The organism is Neopusillimonas aromaticivorans (genome assembly GCF_030344915.1).
Lineage (GTDB): Bacteria > Pseudomonadota > Gammaproteobacteria > Burkholderiales > Burkholderiaceae_B > Neopusillimonas > Neopusillimonas aromaticivorans.
In genome coordinates this window covers 3,246,360-3,262,683 of the sequence record NZ_CP128233.1, presented here as the reverse complement: position 1 = coordinate 3,262,683, position 16,324 = coordinate 3,246,360, and the positions used below count along the sequence as shown (strand labels likewise).

Sequence of the window (16,324 nt, the reverse complement as noted above, 5' to 3'; positions counted from 1 at the left end):
TGAACACGAGCGGGTACAATTGGCCACATTCTTACAGTTCAATGGAAACGTGATGCGCATACTGGTGTCCAATGACGATGGGTACAACGCCTTGGGTATTGAGGCCTTGGTCAAGGCGCTGGCCGGCCTGGGCGAAATTACGGTGGTCGCGCCTGAAACGAACTGCAGTGGTTCGTCCAATTCGCTGACACTGAATCGTCCTCTGTCAGTGCGTCAGGCACCGAATGGCTTTTTCTTCGTCAACGGTACGCCGTCCGATTGCGTTCACATCGCTCTGACGGGTTTGCTTGATTTTCGTCCTGATCTGGTGGTTTCCGGGATCAACAACGGCGCCAACCTTGGCGACGATACCCTTTATTCGGGTACGGTTGCCGCTGCCACCGAAGGGTATCTTTTCGGAATTCCTTCTATTGCGTTTTCGCTCGTCGAGCGGGGCTGGAAGCATCTGGAGACCGCGGCGCAGGTCGCCCGCAGGGTTGTCGAGCATCACATTGCCCAGCCACTTGACAGCAAAGTGCTGCTCAACGTCAATATTCCTGCCGTCCCGGCCGATGTGCTGGGGCCAACACGGGTCACCCGTCTGGGCAAGCGCCATCCGTCTGAGCCGGTCATCAAAAGTGCCACGCCGTACGGCGAGCCGGTCTACTGGATCGGGCCTGTCGGCAATGTGTTTGACGCGGGTGCCAATACTGATTTTGCAGCGATTGAACAGCATTGTGTGTCGGTAACGCCGTTGCGCCTTGACCTAACTTACCATGAGCAGCTTGACGCTGTTTCCCGGTGGGCTGGCCCGCTATGCGAAAACCCTGACACATTCCCCGTTCGGAACGGGTACGGTCAATCGTTTCGGGCGTTCCAGTCTGGGCAATGGTATTACCGTATCCAACAGCAATGCCAGGGTGGCAGCACCGGGTACATCCGCTCGCAAAATGTCGCCTGCAGGGCCGGCGGCAGTTATGTCACAGGGGCCTTCCGCCAATCTGGGGCTGAATTCCGACCGTCTTCGTGCTCAAATGGTACAGCGCTTGCGCACGCAAGGTATTACTGATGAGCGTGTTCTGGCTGCCATGATGGCTGTACCGCGTCATCTGTTTGTCGACGAGGGTCTGGCCAGCCGCGCCTACGAAGATGCTGCGCTGCCTATCGGCTACGGTCAAACGATTTCTCAGCCCTGGGTCGTGGCGCGCATGATTGCTGCGGTTTGTGAGCAGCGTATGCCGGTGCGGGTACTCGAAGTGGGTGCCGGCTGTGGTTACCAGGCAGCCGTCTTGTCGCAACTGGTTCCCGAGGTCTACGCCATCGAGCGTATCCGCGGGTTACACGATCTGGCGCGGGGCCATTTGCGCGTGTTGAAAACCGGCTCGAGGGTTCGTTTATCATTTGCAGATGGTATGCTCGGATTACCGGCGCATGCCCCCTATGACGCCATCGTCGTTGCGGCGGCGGGAATCAAGATTCCGCAAGCGCTGCTTGATCAACTGGCAGTTGGCGGTCGCCTCATTGCGCCCGAGGGTAGCGCCGATCAGCGCCTCATCCTCATCGAGCGCACCGGTCTGTCGTCGTTCAGTCGCACAGACCTTGAATCAGTTCGTTTTGTACCGCTTCGCGCGGGTACGCAGTTGTAAGGGAGATTTCTTATGCACGCAAATACGTTTGCGTCGGGTACAGCAGGGCAGGGCGGTCAGTTCCTTCGTCGTTCAAGGGTTCTGGCCGTGTCGGCCGTTGTATCCCTGGCCGTGCTGGCCGGGTGTGCGTCACGAGGTACGCAGGCACCGGTCAGCGATATGTCGAGCACCGATGCGTCGGCTCAGGGTGGGGGTGTTTATGTGGTCAAGCCTGGTGACACCCTCTATAAAATTTCCCAGATGCACAATGTTGATGTCAATACCCTCATCAGCTTGAACAATATTTCCGATCCGTCGCAACTCAGGGTTGGCCAGACGTTGCGTCTGGGTGCTGGTGGGGCTGTGGCCGGTGCGCCAGCAGCACCGGCATCAACGTCACCCTCGACGTCCTCGGCAACGCCTTCGGCGCCTGCGCCGGCACCAAAGGCCGAGCCCACTACTGCGGCACGCGCCAGTGACGCCAGCCTGGTTTCCTGGGGTGGCCTGCTAGCGGCAAGATCATCCAGGGCTTCACGACCAATACCAAGGGTATCGATATTGAAGGCAAAGTGGGTGATCCCGTCGTGGCCGCCGCATCGGGTAAAGTCATGTATGCCGGTAATGGGGTACGTGGTCTGGGTAACCTGATTCTGCTGGGGCACTCGAACGGGTTTATCTCGGCCTATGCACACAATAACAAGTTGCTGGTTAAAACGGGCCAGCAGGTCAGCAAAGGTGCGAAAATCGCCGAGGTCGGTCAAACTGACACTACCTCGCCGCGGCTTCACTTTGAAATCCGTCGCAGCGGTATACCGGTCAACCCCTTGTCGTATCTGCCGGCCCGATGACCCCTGTTTTGGTCTTCGACCTCGAAACCATCCCGGACATCGACGGGTTGCGCCGGCTTAATGGCTGGGGTAACGAGCTGTCTGATGAAGACGTCGTGGCAGCCGCCCAGGCTGCCCGGCTCGAGTCCCATGGCACTGATTTTCTGCCTTTGCACCTTCAGAAAATTGCCGTGGTCGGGTGTGTGTTTCGTGATGCCCAGGGTTTCGCGTTAAAACCCTGGGCAAACCCGATGATCCGGAAGCGGCTTTGATTGCCGGTTTTTTCAAAACCATCGAGCACTATACCCCCCGTTTGGTCAGCTGGAATGGTTCCGGTTTTGACCTCCCTGTTTTGCACTACCGCAGCCTGATTCACGGTGTAGCGGCGCCGCGCTACTGGGATACCGGTGACGATGACCGTGACTTCAAATACAACAACTACATCAGTCGCTATCACAATCGCCACATTGACCTGATGGATCTGCTTGCCAAGTACAACGGGCGTGCCAATGCACCACTCGATGAATTGGCGAAATTATGCGGTTTTCCGGGCAAGCTCGGCATGGACGGCAGTCAGGTCTGGAAAGCCTGGATGTCGGGTCAGCAAGATGATGTACGTGCCTATTGTGAAACCGATGTCGTCAACACCTGGTTGGTATATTGTCGTTTCCGGCTGCTGAAAGGCGAACTTGATGATGTCGCCTATGCGCACGAGATACAACTGGTGCGCGATACGCTCCAAGCCTCAGGCGCTCCTCACTGGGCCGAGTATCTGGCGGCCTGGGATACCTGATCCGCGTGTTTGCATGATGTGTGGTTGTGTGCTGCAGTTGGCAAGCAACAACCCTGTTGGGCTGCTGAAATCACCTGAAAGATTTGGCGTCATGGCTGAAACAACCCGGAAATGGGTGTGAGCCGACAATGACGACTCCATAATTCATTTCAGGTGTCTCCTTATCATGCAACGCAAATCTTCTTTATTCGCATCTTCCCTGGCCGCTGTGGTAGCGGCTGTTGCCCTGCAAACCCCGGTTTTTGCATCACCGTCAGCGCCCGATTCGGCACCGGTAACCGCCGCTGAGGGCTACCGCGGCCACAAGCACGATGGCAAACATCATGGCAAGCGTCATGGCCAGCGCGACGAGGTGCGTGCCGCTCTGGTGGTTCCAGGTTATGGAGGCATCAGTCAAAAATTCCTGGATACGCTGGCCTTGACGGACGCCCAGAAGGGCCTGCTTGAGCAGGCGCAGCAGGCGCGCAAGTCGTTGTGGTCGGGCCAGAAAGACCAAATGAAGTCGCAACACGACGCCCGCAAGGCCGAATTGTCCTCCGGAAAAATTGATCCGCGTGTCGCCATCGAAGCCCGACAGGCCCACCGAACCACGATGATGCAGGCTCAGGCCGATATGACGGCCAAGTGGCTGGCAGTGTGGGATTCGTTTGATGATACCCAGCGCGGCAAGATCGCCGCACATCTGGCCGAGCGGGGCGATTCGACAGGCCGTCGCTAGAGTGTCAAAATTCGGGCCTGATAAGTTTTTTAGGCGTCATGGCCCATGTCCGATCTAGTTCTTGATATCCAGTCGCTCGACCTGGAAGCCCGGGGTGTTGCCCGCCACGATGGCAAGGTTGTCTTTGTTGAAGGAGCCTTGCCCGGCGAGCGGGTCAGGGCCCGATCCTGCGGCAAAAGTCATCCTTTGATACGGCGCGCGCCGAAGCCATTCTCAAGCCGTCGTCGCAGCGTGTCACCCCCGCTTGCCCGAATTTCGGCGTGTGTGGCGGCTGTGCCATGCAGCACCTTGATCCGGCGGCGCAGGTCGCCGTCAAACAACGCGCCCTTGAAGATGCACTTTGGCATATCGGCAAGGTACGGCCACAGCGCATGCTGTCGCCCATGCATGGGCCCGCCTGGGGTTATCGTTATCGCGCCCGCCTGTCGGTCCGTGTGGTTCAAAAAAGGGTGGCGTGCTGGTTGGCTTTCGGGAAAAGCGGGGCGCTTATGTAGTCGACATGACCAAGTGCCTGGTGTTGCCGCCGCATGTTTCTGATTTGCTGGTACCGTTACGCCACTTGGTAGGCCAATTGTCTGCCCCGAAAAGCATCCCGCAAATCGAGGTGGCTGTGGGTGATCAGACGACGGCGCTGTTGTTGCGGCACATGGAACCCTTGACGGCTGGTGACCAGCGCCTGCTCGCCCAATTTGCGCAGGAACATGGCGTCAGCTGGTGGTTGCAACCCAAGGGGCCGGAAACAGTGCATCCGATGGACCCCGATGACGAGGGGCGTCTGGCTTACTCGTTACCCCAGTTTGGCTTGCGCATGGCGTATCGGCCTACTGATTTTACCCAGGTCAATCATGCCATCAATCAGGCCTTGATTGCCCGTGCGCTTTCGTTGCTTGGTGTCCAGTCTACGGATCGTGTCGCTGACTTGTTCTGCGGGTTGGGTAACTTCACCTTGCCGTTGGCGACCCAGTCACGCGAGGTGGTGGGTATTGAAGGCAGCAAAATCTTGATTGATCGGGCGCGTGAAGCGGCGATGGCCAATGGCCTGGCCGACAAGACGGACTTTGCCGTACTGAACCTGTTCGAGGTGGACGTGCAATGGTTGCGGGATCTTGGCTATTTTGATCGTTTGCTGATTGATCCGCCACGAGACGGGGCCGAAGCGGTGTCGCGCGCGTTGGCGGCTTTGCTGCCGCATGAACGCCCGGGACGTATTGTTTACGTGTCGTGCAACCCGGCAACCCTGGCACGCGATGCCGGTATTCTGGTGACCGAAGGGGGCTATCAGATGACCGCTGCCGGGGCGATCAATATGTTCCCGCACACCGGCCATGTGGAATCAATTGCTGTGTTTGAGTCGTCAGTGCCAGGCAAGTCTGTTGCTGCCCGCAGTGCTTGAAAAGTTCTGGCCTGCAAATTCAGGCTTGCAACAAAAAACCCTCGCGATGGCGAGGGTTTTTATTCGGGCGTGCTGCCTGAAACGGCTGGCCAGGCTTCAGGTCATGGTCTGTCAGACCTCAGGCGATCATTTTTACCCCTGCAGTCTTCAAGCGTTCAACCTTCAGTCATCCATCTTCAGCGTTCAACCGTCAGAGCTATCAGGCAGCGGTTTCTGCCAAAACGCGTGCGGCTTCTTCCAGCACCCGGGCTGGTGCTGTGCCACCGACGTGATTGCGTGCGGCGACCGAGCCTTCAAGGGTCAGCACTTCGAACACGTCTTCGTTGATGTCGTTGTGGAACGCGCGCAGCTGTTCGAGTGACAGGTCAGCCAGGTCGCACTGCTGTTCTTCGCAGGTGCGTACGGCGTGTGCCACGGTTTCGTGGGCATCGCGGAATGGCACGCCTTTCTTGACCAGGTAGTCGGCCAGATCGGTTGCCGTGGCATAGCCCTGCAGGGCCGCAGCCCGCATGGCTTCGGGCTTTACCTTGATACCATTGACCATGTCAACAAAAATGGTCAGGGTGTCGCGAATGGTATCGGCCGAGTCGAACAAACCTTCTTTGTCTTCCTGGTTGTCTTTGTTGTAGGCCAGCGGTTGGCCTTTCATGAGTGTCAGCAGCCCGACCAGATTGCCATTGACCCGCCCGGTTTTGCCACGAGCCAGTTCGGGTACGTCAGGGTTTTTCTTTTGAGGCATGATGGAACTGCCGGTACAGAAGCGGTCGGCCAGTTCGATGAAACCCACGCGTGGGCTCATCCAGATGATAAGCTCTTCGGACATGCGCGAGATGTGCGTCATGACCAGTGCGGCAGCGGCACAAAACTCGATGGCAAAGTCGCGGTCAGAGACGGCGTCAAGTGAGTTTCGGCAGATGCCGTCGAATTCCAGAGTTTTAGCGACGCGTTCGCGGTCAATCGGGTAGGTTGTGCCAGCCAATGCGGCAGCGCCCAAAGGCAGCCGGTTGACACGCTTGCGGCAGTCGACCAGACGTTCGGCATCGCGGGCGAACATTTCGGCGTAGGCCAGCAGATGGTGGCCAAAGGTGACGGGTTGAGCAACCTGCAAGTGGGTGAACCCCGGCAGTATGGTGTGAGCGTGGGTTTGTGCCAGCAGCGCCAGGTTGTGGCGCAGTTGGCGCAGCAGATCAATGGCGATGTCAATTTCGGCGCGCAGCCACAGACGGATATCTGTGGCCACCTGGTCGTTACGTGAACGGCCCGTGTGCAGGCGCTTGCCGGCATCGCCCACCAGTTCGACCAGACGTTTTTCGATGTTCAGGTGAACGTCTTCAAGGTCGAGCGACCAGGTGAACTGGCCAGCTTCAATTTCGTTCAGGATCTGGGCCATGCCGTTCTGGATGGCCGCCAGGTCGTCAGCACTGATGATCCCGATGGAGGCCAGCATGTCGGCATGGGCCAGCGAGCCCTGGATGTCAAACGCGGCCATGCGCTTGTCGAAGTCGACAGAGGCGGTATAACGCTTGACCAGGTCGGAAACAGGCTCGGAAAAACGGGCGGACCAGGCTTGGGCCTTGTTGGCGAACTGGTCTTGCGGGGCGGAGTGGGTATTTTTTGACATAGTGCCCAATTATAAATGACCGTGCGATAATTTTAAGCTTGCATTTCGTCTCACCCACCCCCGGAGCCCGTTCATGAAACTCATTACAGCCATCATCAAACCCTTCAAACTCGACGAAGTGCGCGAGGCACTTGCCGAAATTGGTGTCAGTGGTCTGACGGTTACCGAAGTCAAAGGGTTCGGGCGCCAGAAGGGTCACACCGAGCTGTATCGCGGTGCAGAATACGTCGTTGATTTTTTGCCCAAAATCCGCATTGATCTGGTGGTGGACGACGGGTTGGTCGATGGCTCCATCGAGGCCATTCTCAAGGCTGCCCATACCGGAAAAATTGGCGATGGCAAAATTTTTGTGCAGCCGGTTGAACAGGCCATCCGCATTCGTACGGGCGAGAACGGGCCTGCAGCGCTCTGATTTTTTCGCAAAACCTAGGGTATGCCACGAGGTCAGGGCAACGAAGTTGGGGTATACTAAAAAGAGGTAGTTGTGAAAATCGCAGGAGTAGCCATGAAATTGCTGTCAGTTGTCTTTGCCGCCACGCTGGCTTTTGCCAGTTTGTCCCCGGTCCTGGCCCAAGGCCGCCTCGATAAAATCAAAGATTCCGGGCAGGTCACGCTCGGGTATCGCGAGTCGTCCATTCCTTTTTCTTACCTCGATGGCGAGCAGCGGCCCGTGGGGTATTCCATGGATATCTGCTATGCCATTGTTGATGCCGTAAAGGCTCACCTGGGTCTGCCCGAATTGAATGTGCGTCAGGTGCCTGTCACATCGTCAACGCGCATTCCGCTGGTTGCCAATGGCACGGTTGACATGACCTGCGGTTCGGCGACCAACAATGCGCAGCGCCAGGAACAGGTCAGTTTTGCGCCCACTACGTTTGTGACTGCAACGCGGTTTGCTGCCCTGAAAGCATCCGGCTTCAAGGATTTAGCCGATCTGAAGGGTAAAACGGTGGTGTCGACGGCAGGTACCAGCAATCTGCGCTGGCTGACACAAGCCAATGCCGAACAGAATCTCGGTCTGCGCATCATTACAGCCAAAGACCATTCCGAGGCCTTTCTTATGGTCAGCAGCGGGCGGGCGGCCGCGTTCTTCATGGACGATATCCTGCTGGCCGGGCTGGTTGCCAACTCGCGTTACGCTGACGATTGGGTAATCAGTCAAAAGGCCTATACCATTGAACCCTACGGGATCATCCTGCCGCGCAACGACCCTGAATTCAAGGCGGTGGTCGACGCCGCGGTCAAGGCGTTGATGCAAGACGGCCGCCTCGACGCGTTGTACAAGAAATGGTTTTTGCAGCCCATTCCCCCGCGTAATATCAACATGAACTGGCCCATGACGCCGGAACTGCAGCGCGTTATCCAGAACCCCACTGACTCGCCCGATCCGGCGGCCTACACCCTGCCAGCTGCGGGCTGACAGGGTTGCCCACCGTTATTGCCGGGTGTTGCGAGTATGAATTACAACTGGAACTGGTCCATTTTCATGGACCTGTCCCCTGACGGCACGGGTACTTACCTCGATACACTAATCCGTGGGGCGGGCTGGACGCTGGGTGTTTCAGTTGTGGCCTGGGGGCTGGCTTTGCTGGCCGGTTTTGCAGTCGGGGTGCTTGGCACTACCCGAATTGCCTGGGTTGAGCGGTTATGCCGGGCGTGGGTCGAGCTTTTTCGCAATATTCCGTTGCTCGTGCAAATGTTCCTGTGGTATTTCGTGGTGCCGGAACTGCTGCCCGCTTCGTTGGGTGATTTCATCAAGCAATCCGATCCGCTTTTCAGTACGTTCTGGACGGCAGCCGTTTGTCTGGGGCTGTTTACATCGGCCCGCATTGCCGAGCAGGTCAGGGCGGGCATTACCTCATTGCCGGCGGGGCAGGCCATGGCCGGTACGGCACTGGGTCTGACACGCTGGCAGGTATATCGGTGGGTACTGTTGCCGGCGGTTGTACGCATGATCATGCCGCCTCTCACGTCAGAAGCCTTGAATCTGGTCAAGAATTCGTCAGTGGCATTTACCATCGGGTTGCTGGAAATCACGGGTGCTGCGCGTTCAATGCAAGAATTCAGTTTTCAGATTTTTGAATCTTTTGCGGCCGCGACCCTGCTGTATGTCATCATCAATATCGTTATTGTGTGCTTGATGCGCCGGCTGGAAAAAATCTGCAGGTGCCTGGTTTCATGGGCACGGCCAAGTAGGGTGTGATGGCTGATTTTGACTTTTCCGTCATTCTTGATGCCTTGCCCTGGCTGTTTGCCCAAGGTCTGGTGTTCACGTTAAAGCTGACGTTGCTTTCTACGGTTCTGGCACTGGCGTTGGGTACGGCGTTGGCCCTGATGCGTTTGTCGGCAAACCGCGCGGTGTCGTGGCTGGCAGCGGGGTATGTCAATCTGTTTCGGGCATTGCCGCTCATCCTGATCATTTTCTGGTTCTATTTTCTGGTGCCCTACATCGCAGGGTGGTTGAACGGCAGCGGTATGCCGGTACCGGTTGGTGGTTTCACCTCGGCACTGATCACGTTCACGTTGTTCGAGGCCGCTTATTTCTGTGAAATCATCCGGGCGGGCATCCTGGCGGTCCCGCGGGGGCAAACTGACGCTGGTTATGCCCTGGGTCTGAATTACCATGGGGTCATGCGAACTATTGTTTTGCCGCAGGCCTTTCGCAATATGACGCCGGTGTTGCTGACTCAGGTCATTGTATTGTTTCAGGACACCTCGCTGGTGTATGTGCTGTCCCTGACCGATTTTCTGGGGGCCGCCAACATTGTGGCCCAGCGCGACGGCCGTTTGGTTGAAATGTTCATTTTCGCTGCACTGGTGTATTTTGTTATTTCCTATGCGGCATCGCGACTGGTTCGCCGGTTGCAAGGCCGTTATGGCGTCGCGGGTCAGGGGTAAGCTCAGGCATGATCGAATTCAAGAATGTAAGCAAGTGGTATGGCGCGTTTCAGGTGCTTAAAAATTGCACGACCCAGGTCAGCCGCGGCGAGGTCGTGGTGGTGTGCGGGCCGTCCGGGTCGGGCAAGTCAACCTTGATCAAAACCGCCAATGCCCTCGAGCCTTTTCAGGAAGGTGAAATCGTTGTTGACGGGGTTTCGGTAGGGGCCCCGGGTACGAACCTGCCCAGGCTGCGTTCGCGTATTGGCATGGTTTTCCAGCACTTTGAGCTGTTTCCACATTTGTCCGTCATGCGCAACCTGACGTTGGCCCAGGTGAAGGTGTTGGGTCGCTCTGAAGCAGAGGCCGTTGAACGCGGCAAGACCTTGTTGCACCGCGTGGGGCTGGCCGACCACATTGACAAGTTTCCCGGTCAGTTGTCCGGAGGTCAGCAGCAGCGGGTGGCCATTGCGCGGGCTCTGGCCATGGATCCGGTCGTCATGCTGTTTGACGAACCCACGTCGGCGCTCGACCCTGAAATGGTTAATGAGGTTCTGGATGTCATGGTAGACCTTGCCGCTGACGGCATGACCATGATGGTGGTCACCCATGAAATGGGTTTTGCGCGGAAGGTAGCTGATCGCGTTATTTTCATGGACCAGGGCCTGATCGTTGAAGATTGCAGCAAAGATGATTTCTTCGGTCACCCGGAACAACGTTCCGAGCGCGCTCAGCAGTTTCTCTCCAAGATTCTGGCGTATTGATGTCAGATTTTTCTTGGCGTGTTGTTTGACAAGTCGCCCGGGTCAGGGCGAGGGCGAGCGCCGACGGCCTGGATGGGCCATAACCCTGCAGCATTCCTGAGGTCAGGTTTACCGCTCCGTTGACGCTATGGCGCAACGTGGCGCTGGCCTGTTCTCGTTCCCTGATACCCGACAGGCGTCATCCTGCATACAATGACGCCTATGGAAAAAATCAGAATTTCGAAATTGATGGCCGACCGTGGCCTGTGTTCCCGTCGCGAGGCTGACAGCTATATCGAGCGGGGTTGGGTGCGTGTTGACGGTGTCGTGGTGTCTCAATTGGGCAGCAAGGCGTATCCGCACCAGAAAATTACCCTCGATCGGCAGGCGCAGCAGCGCCAGACTGCTCGTGTCACTATCTTGCTGAACAAGCCGGTGGGCTATGTGTCGGGTCAGGCCGAAAGTGGCTACCGGCCTGCGGCTACGCTGATTTCAGAACGCACCCAATATCGCCCTGAAAAATCCCTGATCAAGTTTGACCGTAGCCATTTGCGAGGCCTGGCACCGGCCGGGCGTCTGGATATTGATTCGCAAGGTTTGTTGGTATTGACGCAAGATGGCCGGATTGCGCGTCAGCTGATCGATGAGCATTCCGATATTGAAAAAGAGTATCTGGTCAGGGTCGAGGGCAAGCTGGGCAGCAACGGCCTGAAATTGCTTAACCATGGCCTGAGTCTCGATGGTCAGGTGCTTAAACCCGCCGAGGTCTCCTGGCAGAACGAAGACCAGTTGCGGTTTATTTTGCAGGAAGGCAAGAAGCGTCAGATCCGCCGGATGTGTGAGCAGGTGGGCTTGAAAGTGGTTGGCTTGAAACGCGTGCGTATGGGCCGCATCGTGCTGGGTGACTTACCCCAGGGCCAATGGCGCTATCTGCGAGAAGGCGAGCAGTTTTAAGGGTCTGGCTCGTTCTTTTTCAGGGGTGTATGCCCCGCCATGCGTTAAGTGTTGTTTGGCCCAAGGGTTTCGTTAAAACCTTGGGCCAATTTATTTGATGCGCATGCTTTATCTGGTTTTTGAAGCCTGTTTTACACCTGTGACTGACCTTGCGCCCGAGGTGTGCTTTGCCGCTGAGTTATGTTTTGTACCCGAAGCGTGCTTTGAACCTGAATCACGTTTTTTTCTGGTGCTTGCTTTGTGTTCGACGCTGGTTGTGTACCCGAGGCCGATTGCTTCAGGGTGAAATTGGCGCGTTCATCAAGGGCCAGTTGCTTTGCCAGCCACGGCAGCGCCTTGGCCAGGTCGCCATGCAATGTCCAGGGCGGGTTGATGACGAACATGCCGCTGCCAAACAGGCCAAAACCGTCGCTGGGTGGCTTGCGTACGCTTAGTGTGGCGTTAAGCCAGTTGCAGTCTTTCATTTTTTCAAAGGTTCGTTGCAGTTCGGTGGCTTCGCGACGCTGCACCAGCGGGTACCAGATGGCGTAGCAGCCGGTCGGGAACCGTGTCATGGCGTCTTGCACGCATTGCAATGTTTTGCGGTAGTCGGCCTTGTCTTCGTACGACGGGTCAATAATGGTAATGGCCCGGCGAGTTGGCGGGGGCAGCAGGGCCTTCAGGCCCGTGAAACCGTCTTGTTCGTAGACCATGGTTTTTTCTGGGTGGCCCGGTCTTGCAATGAAAGGTTTTCTTTCAGTATGTCAATTTCGGTGGGGTGCAGTTCAAACAGGCGCAGGCGATCTTTTTCGCGCAGCGCTTGCAGGGCCAGCCAGGGGAACCTGGGTAAAAGTTGGCTATGCCATCGGGGTTAAAGGCCTGTACGCTTTGCAGGTAGCGCTCGATCAGGGTCGGGTGCTTGTCCGCGTCAAGCAGTCGATCGAGCCCGTCGGCAAATTCTGCGTTTTTGGTCGCCCACTCATCGGACAGGTCATAAATGCCGGCACCGGCATGGGTGTCGATCACCCAGTAAGGGTTTTCTTTCTGATTGAAGTAATCAAGAATATGCACCAGAATGCTGTGTTTAAGCACGTCGGCGTGGTTGGCGGCATGGAATGCGTGGCGATAGCTGAACAAGGGTTGGCCTTTGAAGTGGGCCGGCGTCACTCGGTGGTAAACTCGCTGCACCGAGGTTGCGCCGTAATTTTTGGGTATACATCGTCAGGTAACGCGAAGGCGAACCGACGACTCTGTGGGTTTGATGAATGTTTGATTTTATCCGTACGCATCAGCGCCTGATGCTGCTTGTTCTGGTTATCCTGATTTTCCCGTCGTTTGCGCTTGTTGGTATCAGTGGCTACACCAATTATGTGTCGGCCAATAAAGAACTGGTGCGTATTGGCGATTCGGCCATTACCCAAGAGGATTTTGACAACGCCCAGCGCAACCAGTTGCAGCAACTGCAAGCCCGCATGGGCAGTGCGTTTGATCCGGCTGTGCTTAACAGCCCGCAAATGCGCGAAAATTTGCTCGAATCACTTGTTGATCGCGCCGTCATTGTCGAGGCGGCCACCAAAGATCATTTTAGTGTGTCCGATAATGTTCTGCGTCGTGCAATTGCCTCGATCCCTGAATTGCAGGTTGATGGCCAGTTTTCACCCGAGCGCTACAACGAAGTTCTGGCTTCCATGGGCATGACCAGCCGTGATTTTGAACAAGGTCAGCGGGCCGAACTGGCGTTGCAGCGTGTACTTGCCCCGGTAGGTCTGACTGCGGCGTTGCCTGTTCCCGTCACTGATGCGGTACAGCAAGCCCTGACCGCCGAGCGTACCATTCGCTTGAAGACGTATGCGGCGCAAGATTATGCCGACAAGGTCACCGTTACTGATGAAGACATCAAAACCTGGTACGACCAGAATCAGGCGGCCTTGCAGGTGCCCGAGCATATCAGTGCGCAGTATCTGGTTCTTGACGAGACAGCGGCCATGAACGGCCTGCCCGAGATCAGCGAAGCCGATTTACAGGCGTATTACCAGCAAAACAAGTCGCGTTATGTTTTGCCGGGGCGTGTGTTTCTGAACCATATTCTTGTTAATGCGCCTCAGGGTGCATCGCAGGCAGATCGCAGCGCGGCACGTGCACGGGCTCAGACACTGGCTGACACGCTCAAAGACAATCCTGCCGGTTTTGCCGAGTTGGCAAAGGCCGAATCGCAGGACATCGGCAGTGCGAAAGACGGTGGTCGTCTGGGTTGGGTGTCCCGGGGCAGCTTGCCTGCACAGCTCGAGTCGGCCATTTTTGCGCTTGTCCCCAATCAAGTGTCAGGTGTTGTTGAAGGGCCAGACGGCTATCACATTTTCCTTGCGACCGAGGTCGAGGCCGAGCGTGGAGAAACGTTCGAGCAGGCGCGTGCCAAGGTGCAGGCTGAAGTGCGTCGTCAGATGGGGTCCGAACGATTCGCAGATCTGGCGTCGCGTTTGCGTGATCTGGCGTACGACAATGCCACCAGTCTTGAGCCTGCTGCCCAAGGTCTGGGTCTGGAAATCCGCAAGGCAAATGGCATTGCGCAAGATCGTCTTTTGCCTGAACAGCAAGTACAGGGCGCTGCCGCAGCGGCCAGTGCCGATGCAGCCATCCTTGATGACATCCGGGTCCGTCGCGCATTGTTTTCACCTGCCCTGATGGCAGAGAAGCAGAACTCGGGCGTCATCGAGATTTCGCCGGATACGTTGGTTGTTGTACGGGTTGATCAGGTGGTGCCTGCACGGGTACAGCCGCTTGATCAGGTGTCCGGTTTCATTCGTACCGCCCTGACCAACGAGCGGGCAACCAAGGCGGCCCAAGAGGCTGCCCAGGCGGATATGAAAACCTGGCAGGCAAATGCAGGTGTGGTGCCCGCAGGTTTTGGCGATGCCATGACCGTCAGTCGCATCAACCCTCAGGGTGTAGAGACTCAGGCGCTGGAAGCGGCGTTCCGTGCCTCGGCGGATGCCTTGCCGGCTTACGAAGGTGTGGGCGGTCAGGGGGCTATGTGGTCGTTCGGGTCGAGACAGCCAAGGCGGGTGTTGCCAACCACGAGATGCTCGTGAATGTACCGCGCGAAATGAATGCCGCGTGGGGGCAAGCCGAAGAACGTGCTGTCCTGCAGGCTCTGCGAGCAAGCCTTGGGGTCGAGCGCTTGCCCGAGGCCGAAGCCGTGATTCAGGGTGAAGAAAACTGAGTCTGCTCAGACCATAACCAAAAACAGCCGGCTACCTTTTGGGGCCGGCTTTTTTTCGTGGTTACGGTTGCTGCGTCGGTGTATCGGAATAGCGTGATTGTTTAAATGTGATGGATCGTGTGTTGTTCAGGGCCTGGCGGTAACCAGGGCTTCGAGCGCTTTCCAGACGTTATTGGCCAGTACCGGTTGAGCGGATTCATTCGGGTGGATGCCATCCGCCTGGAACAGGCTTCGATCCGTGGCTATGCCATCAAGCAGGAACGGCACCAGCGCAACATGCTTCGCCTTGGCGAGGTCTTCGAACAATGTTTTGAAGGCCTCGGTATATTGACGCCCGTAGTTGGGGGTATCTGCATGCCAACCAGGACGACACGGCTGCCAGCGGCTTTGGCCTGTTCAACCATGCCTGCCAGGTTGCTGCGGGTCATATCCAGCGATAGCCCGCGCAGGGCATCATTACTGCCAAGTTCAATGATGACGATATCGGGTTTGTGGCGTTCAAGGGCATCAGGAAAGCGGCTCAGCCCGCCGCTGGTAGTGTCACCGCTGATGCTGGCATTGTTGATCCGCCAGGCTAGTCCTGCATCGTCAAGGCGTTTCTGGATCAGATTGACCCAGCCCGACCCACGTTGCAGACCGTACTCGGCCGAAAGACTGTCGCCAATGACCAGTATGCTGGAAGGCTTGTCGGCTGCGTTGGCGGCATGAGCGCCAACGGTAAAGCCGGTAATCAGGCAAAATAAGGCTGCAACAATCAACTGCCATCGGGTACGCATGAACTTGACCTATTCCTTAGAAGTAAAAAATTTATGCCAGCAGGTGTCTGACTCTGCAGGCACGATCACCATTTTAGATAATGTCAACCTGTCCGCGACCTCGGGCGAAGCACTTGCGATTACCGGAGCATCGGGATCAGGGAAATCAACGTTGCTTGGACTGATGGCCGGGCTGGATGTTCCCACCTCGGGTGCGGTGCACCTTATGGGGCAGTCATTGTTCGATCTGGATGAAGAGGGGCGTGCGGCGCTTAGGGCCCGTCATGTGGGGTTTGTGTTTCAGTCGTTCCAGCTGCTGCCCAACCTGACAGCCCTTGAAAATGTGATGTTGCCCCTTGAGCTGGCAGGCCAGCCCGCAGCCGATGCGGCGCGCCACATGCTTGATCGGGTGGGTCTGGCTGAGCGTCTTCATCATTACCCAAAGACGTTGTCCGGCGGCGAGCAGCAGCGTGTTTCACTGGCGCGTGCTTTTGTTGTCAAGCCCGATGTCTTGTTCGCTGACGAGCCGACCGGCAGCCTTGACGAGCAAAATGGGCAGAAAATCATCGAGCTGATGTTTTCTTTGCTGCGTGAGCAGGGGGCTACGCTGGTGATGGTAACCCACGATCCGGCGGTGGCTGCGCGTTGTGACCGGGAACTGCGCCTGATCGCCGGCAAGTTGTCAGCCGTTGTGCCAGCTTAGTTCGTGGTTTTCGCATGTTGTGCCTGGTTCGGGATATTCGGGCAGGGTGGCGCAGGGATTGAGTAGTGGGGCGTGTGGTAGTCTGGCTTGGGTGCTGTGGTATGTTACGGGCGGGAGACACATCACAGGACACAATA

Annotated in this window: 11 protein-coding genes and 7 pseudogenes; 15 read left to right on the top strand and 3 right to left on the bottom strand. The window is 57.0% G+C overall.

The features are described from left to right. Positions 1–52: 52 nt before the first annotated feature. From surE to rlmD, 6 genes and pseudogenes are all read left to right on the top strand, one after another. Positions 53–805: pseudogene (gene surE, locus N7E01_RS18060) on the top strand (5'/3'-nucleotidase SurE); the annotation flags it as partial. After that, the gene (locus tag N7E01_RS18055) at positions 756–1,625 is read left to right on the top strand and encodes a protein-L-isoaspartate(D-aspartate) O-methyltransferase (protein ID WP_434089535.1); all 870 of its coding nucleotides are present in this window, start codon (positions 756–758) and stop codon (positions 1,623–1,625) included. The pseudogene surE and the gene N7E01_RS18055, both read left to right, overlap by 50 nt. Before the next feature lie 12 nt (positions 1,626–1,637). Beyond that, a pseudogene (locus N7E01_RS18050) lies at positions 1,638–2,452 on the top strand (peptidoglycan DD-metalloendopeptidase family protein). Further along, positions 2,449–3,224: pseudogene (locus N7E01_RS18045) on the top strand (3'-5' exonuclease). Before N7E01_RS18050 ends, N7E01_RS18045 begins: the two co-directional pseudogenes overlap by 4 nt. 166 nt (positions 3,225–3,390) lie before the next feature. Then, a complete protein-coding gene (locus tag N7E01_RS18040) occupies positions 3,391–3,942 on the top strand; it encodes a Spy/CpxP family protein refolding chaperone (RefSeq protein WP_289173882.1) in 552 nt (183 codons plus the stop codon). A 45-nt stretch (positions 3,943–3,987) separates the two neighbouring features. After that, positions 3,988–5,335, top strand: a pseudogene (gene rlmD / locus N7E01_RS18035) (23S rRNA (uracil(1939)-C(5))-methyltransferase RlmD). Positions 5,336–5,534: 199 nt separating this feature from the next. Here the strand turns inward: rlmD and argH are convergent. Next, on the bottom strand, positions 5,535–6,956 hold the full coding sequence (gene argH, locus N7E01_RS18030; protein ID WP_289173881.1) for an argininosuccinate lyase: 1,422 nt from the start codon (positions 6,954–6,956) through the stop codon (positions 5,535–5,537). A 73-nt stretch (positions 6,957–7,029) separates the two neighbouring features. Here argH and N7E01_RS18025 point away from each other — a divergent pair, with 73 nt between their 5' ends. From N7E01_RS18025 to N7E01_RS18000, 6 genes and pseudogenes are all read left to right on the top strand, one after another. After that, complete coding sequence (locus N7E01_RS18025; RefSeq protein WP_289173879.1) at positions 7,030–7,368, top strand: P-II family nitrogen regulator; 339 nt, start codon at positions 7,030–7,032, stop codon at positions 7,366–7,368. Positions 7,369–7,461: 93 nt separating this feature from the next. Further along, a complete protein-coding gene (locus N7E01_RS18020; protein WP_289173878.1) occupies positions 7,462–8,376 on the top strand; it encodes an amino acid ABC transporter substrate-binding protein in 915 nt (304 codons plus the stop codon). Between the two features lie 36 nt (positions 8,377–8,412). Further along, positions 8,413–9,152 (top strand): annotated as a pseudogene (locus N7E01_RS18015) (amino acid ABC transporter permease). A gap of 6 nt (positions 9,153–9,158) precedes the next feature. Beyond that, positions 9,159–9,854 (top strand): amino acid ABC transporter permease, encoded by a 696-nt coding sequence (locus N7E01_RS18010; RefSeq protein ID WP_289173876.1) that lies wholly within the window; start codon positions 9,159–9,161, stop codon positions 9,852–9,854. A gap of 8 nt (positions 9,855–9,862) precedes the next feature. Beyond that, on the top strand, positions 9,863–10,597 hold the full coding sequence (locus tag N7E01_RS18005; protein WP_289173875.1) for an amino acid ABC transporter ATP-binding protein: 735 nt from the start codon (positions 9,863–9,865) through the stop codon (positions 10,595–10,597). A gap of 201 nt (positions 10,598–10,798) precedes the next feature. Then, positions 10,799–11,530 (top strand): pseudouridine synthase, encoded by a 732-nt coding sequence (locus N7E01_RS18000; RefSeq protein ID WP_289173873.1) that lies wholly within the window; start codon positions 10,799–10,801, stop codon positions 11,528–11,530. A gap of 275 nt (positions 11,531–11,805) precedes the next feature. Here the strand turns inward: N7E01_RS18000 and N7E01_RS17995 are convergent. Then, positions 11,806–12,646 (bottom strand): annotated as a pseudogene (locus tag N7E01_RS17995) (23S rRNA (adenine(2030)-N(6))-methyltransferase RlmJ); the annotation flags it as partial. 128 nt (positions 12,647–12,774) lie between these two features. Between N7E01_RS17995 and N7E01_RS17990 the strand changes: the two are divergent. Continuing rightward, positions 12,775–14,598: a SurA N-terminal domain-containing protein gene (locus N7E01_RS17990; RefSeq protein WP_289173872.1), complete on the top strand. Its 1,824-nt coding sequence runs from the start codon at positions 12,775–12,777 to the stop codon at positions 14,596–14,598. After that, a complete protein-coding gene (locus tag N7E01_RS17985; protein ID WP_289173871.1) occupies positions 14,595–14,729 on the top strand; it encodes a hypothetical protein in 135 nt (44 codons plus the stop codon). Before N7E01_RS17990 ends, N7E01_RS17985 begins: the two co-directional genes overlap by 4 nt. Positions 14,730–14,855: 126 nt before the next feature. Here N7E01_RS17985 and N7E01_RS17980 read toward each other — a convergent pair. Next, a pseudogene (locus N7E01_RS17980) lies at positions 14,856–15,505 on the bottom strand (arylesterase). On the opposite strand from N7E01_RS17980, the gene N7E01_RS17975 reads away from it, so the two are divergent. Continuing rightward, positions 15,504–16,187 (top strand): ABC transporter ATP-binding protein, encoded by a 684-nt coding sequence (locus N7E01_RS17975; protein WP_289173870.1) that lies wholly within the window; start codon positions 15,504–15,506, stop codon positions 16,185–16,187. The pseudogene N7E01_RS17980 and the gene N7E01_RS17975 sit on opposite strands and share 2 nt — an antisense overlap. Positions 16,188–16,324 lie beyond the last annotated feature (137 nt).

Excerpts from the sequence above, each read along its gene's own strand:
- N7E01_RS18055 (WP_434089535.1), top strand. The coding sequence starts at position 756 with ATGAGCAGCTTGACGCTGTTTCCCGGTGGGCTGGCCCGCTATGCGAAA.
- N7E01_RS18040 (WP_289173882.1), top strand. The coding sequence starts at position 3,391 with ATGCAACGCAAATCTTCTTTATTCGCATCTTCCCTGGCCGCTGTGGTA.
- argH (WP_289173881.1), bottom strand. The coding sequence starts at position 6,956 with ATGTCAAAAAATACCCACTCCGCCCCGCAAGACCAGTTCGCCAACAAG.
- N7E01_RS18025 (WP_289173879.1), top strand. The coding sequence starts at position 7,030 with ATGAAACTCATTACAGCCATCATCAAACCCTTCAAACTCGACGAAGTG.
- N7E01_RS18020 (WP_289173878.1), top strand. The coding sequence starts at position 7,462 with ATGAAATTGCTGTCAGTTGTCTTTGCCGCCACGCTGGCTTTTGCCAGT.
- N7E01_RS18010 (WP_289173876.1), top strand. The coding sequence starts at position 9,159 with ATGGCTGATTTTGACTTTTCCGTCATTCTTGATGCCTTGCCCTGGCTG.
- N7E01_RS18005 (WP_289173875.1), top strand. The coding sequence starts at position 9,863 with ATGATCGAATTCAAGAATGTAAGCAAGTGGTATGGCGCGTTTCAGGTG.
- N7E01_RS18000 (WP_289173873.1), top strand. The coding sequence starts at position 10,799 with ATGGAAAAAATCAGAATTTCGAAATTGATGGCCGACCGTGGCCTGTGT.
- N7E01_RS17990 (WP_289173872.1), top strand. The coding sequence starts at position 12,775 with ATGTTTGATTTTATCCGTACGCATCAGCGCCTGATGCTGCTTGTTCTG.
- N7E01_RS17975 (WP_289173870.1), top strand. The coding sequence starts at position 15,504 with ATGAACTTGACCTATTCCTTAGAAGTAAAAAATTTATGCCAGCAGGTG.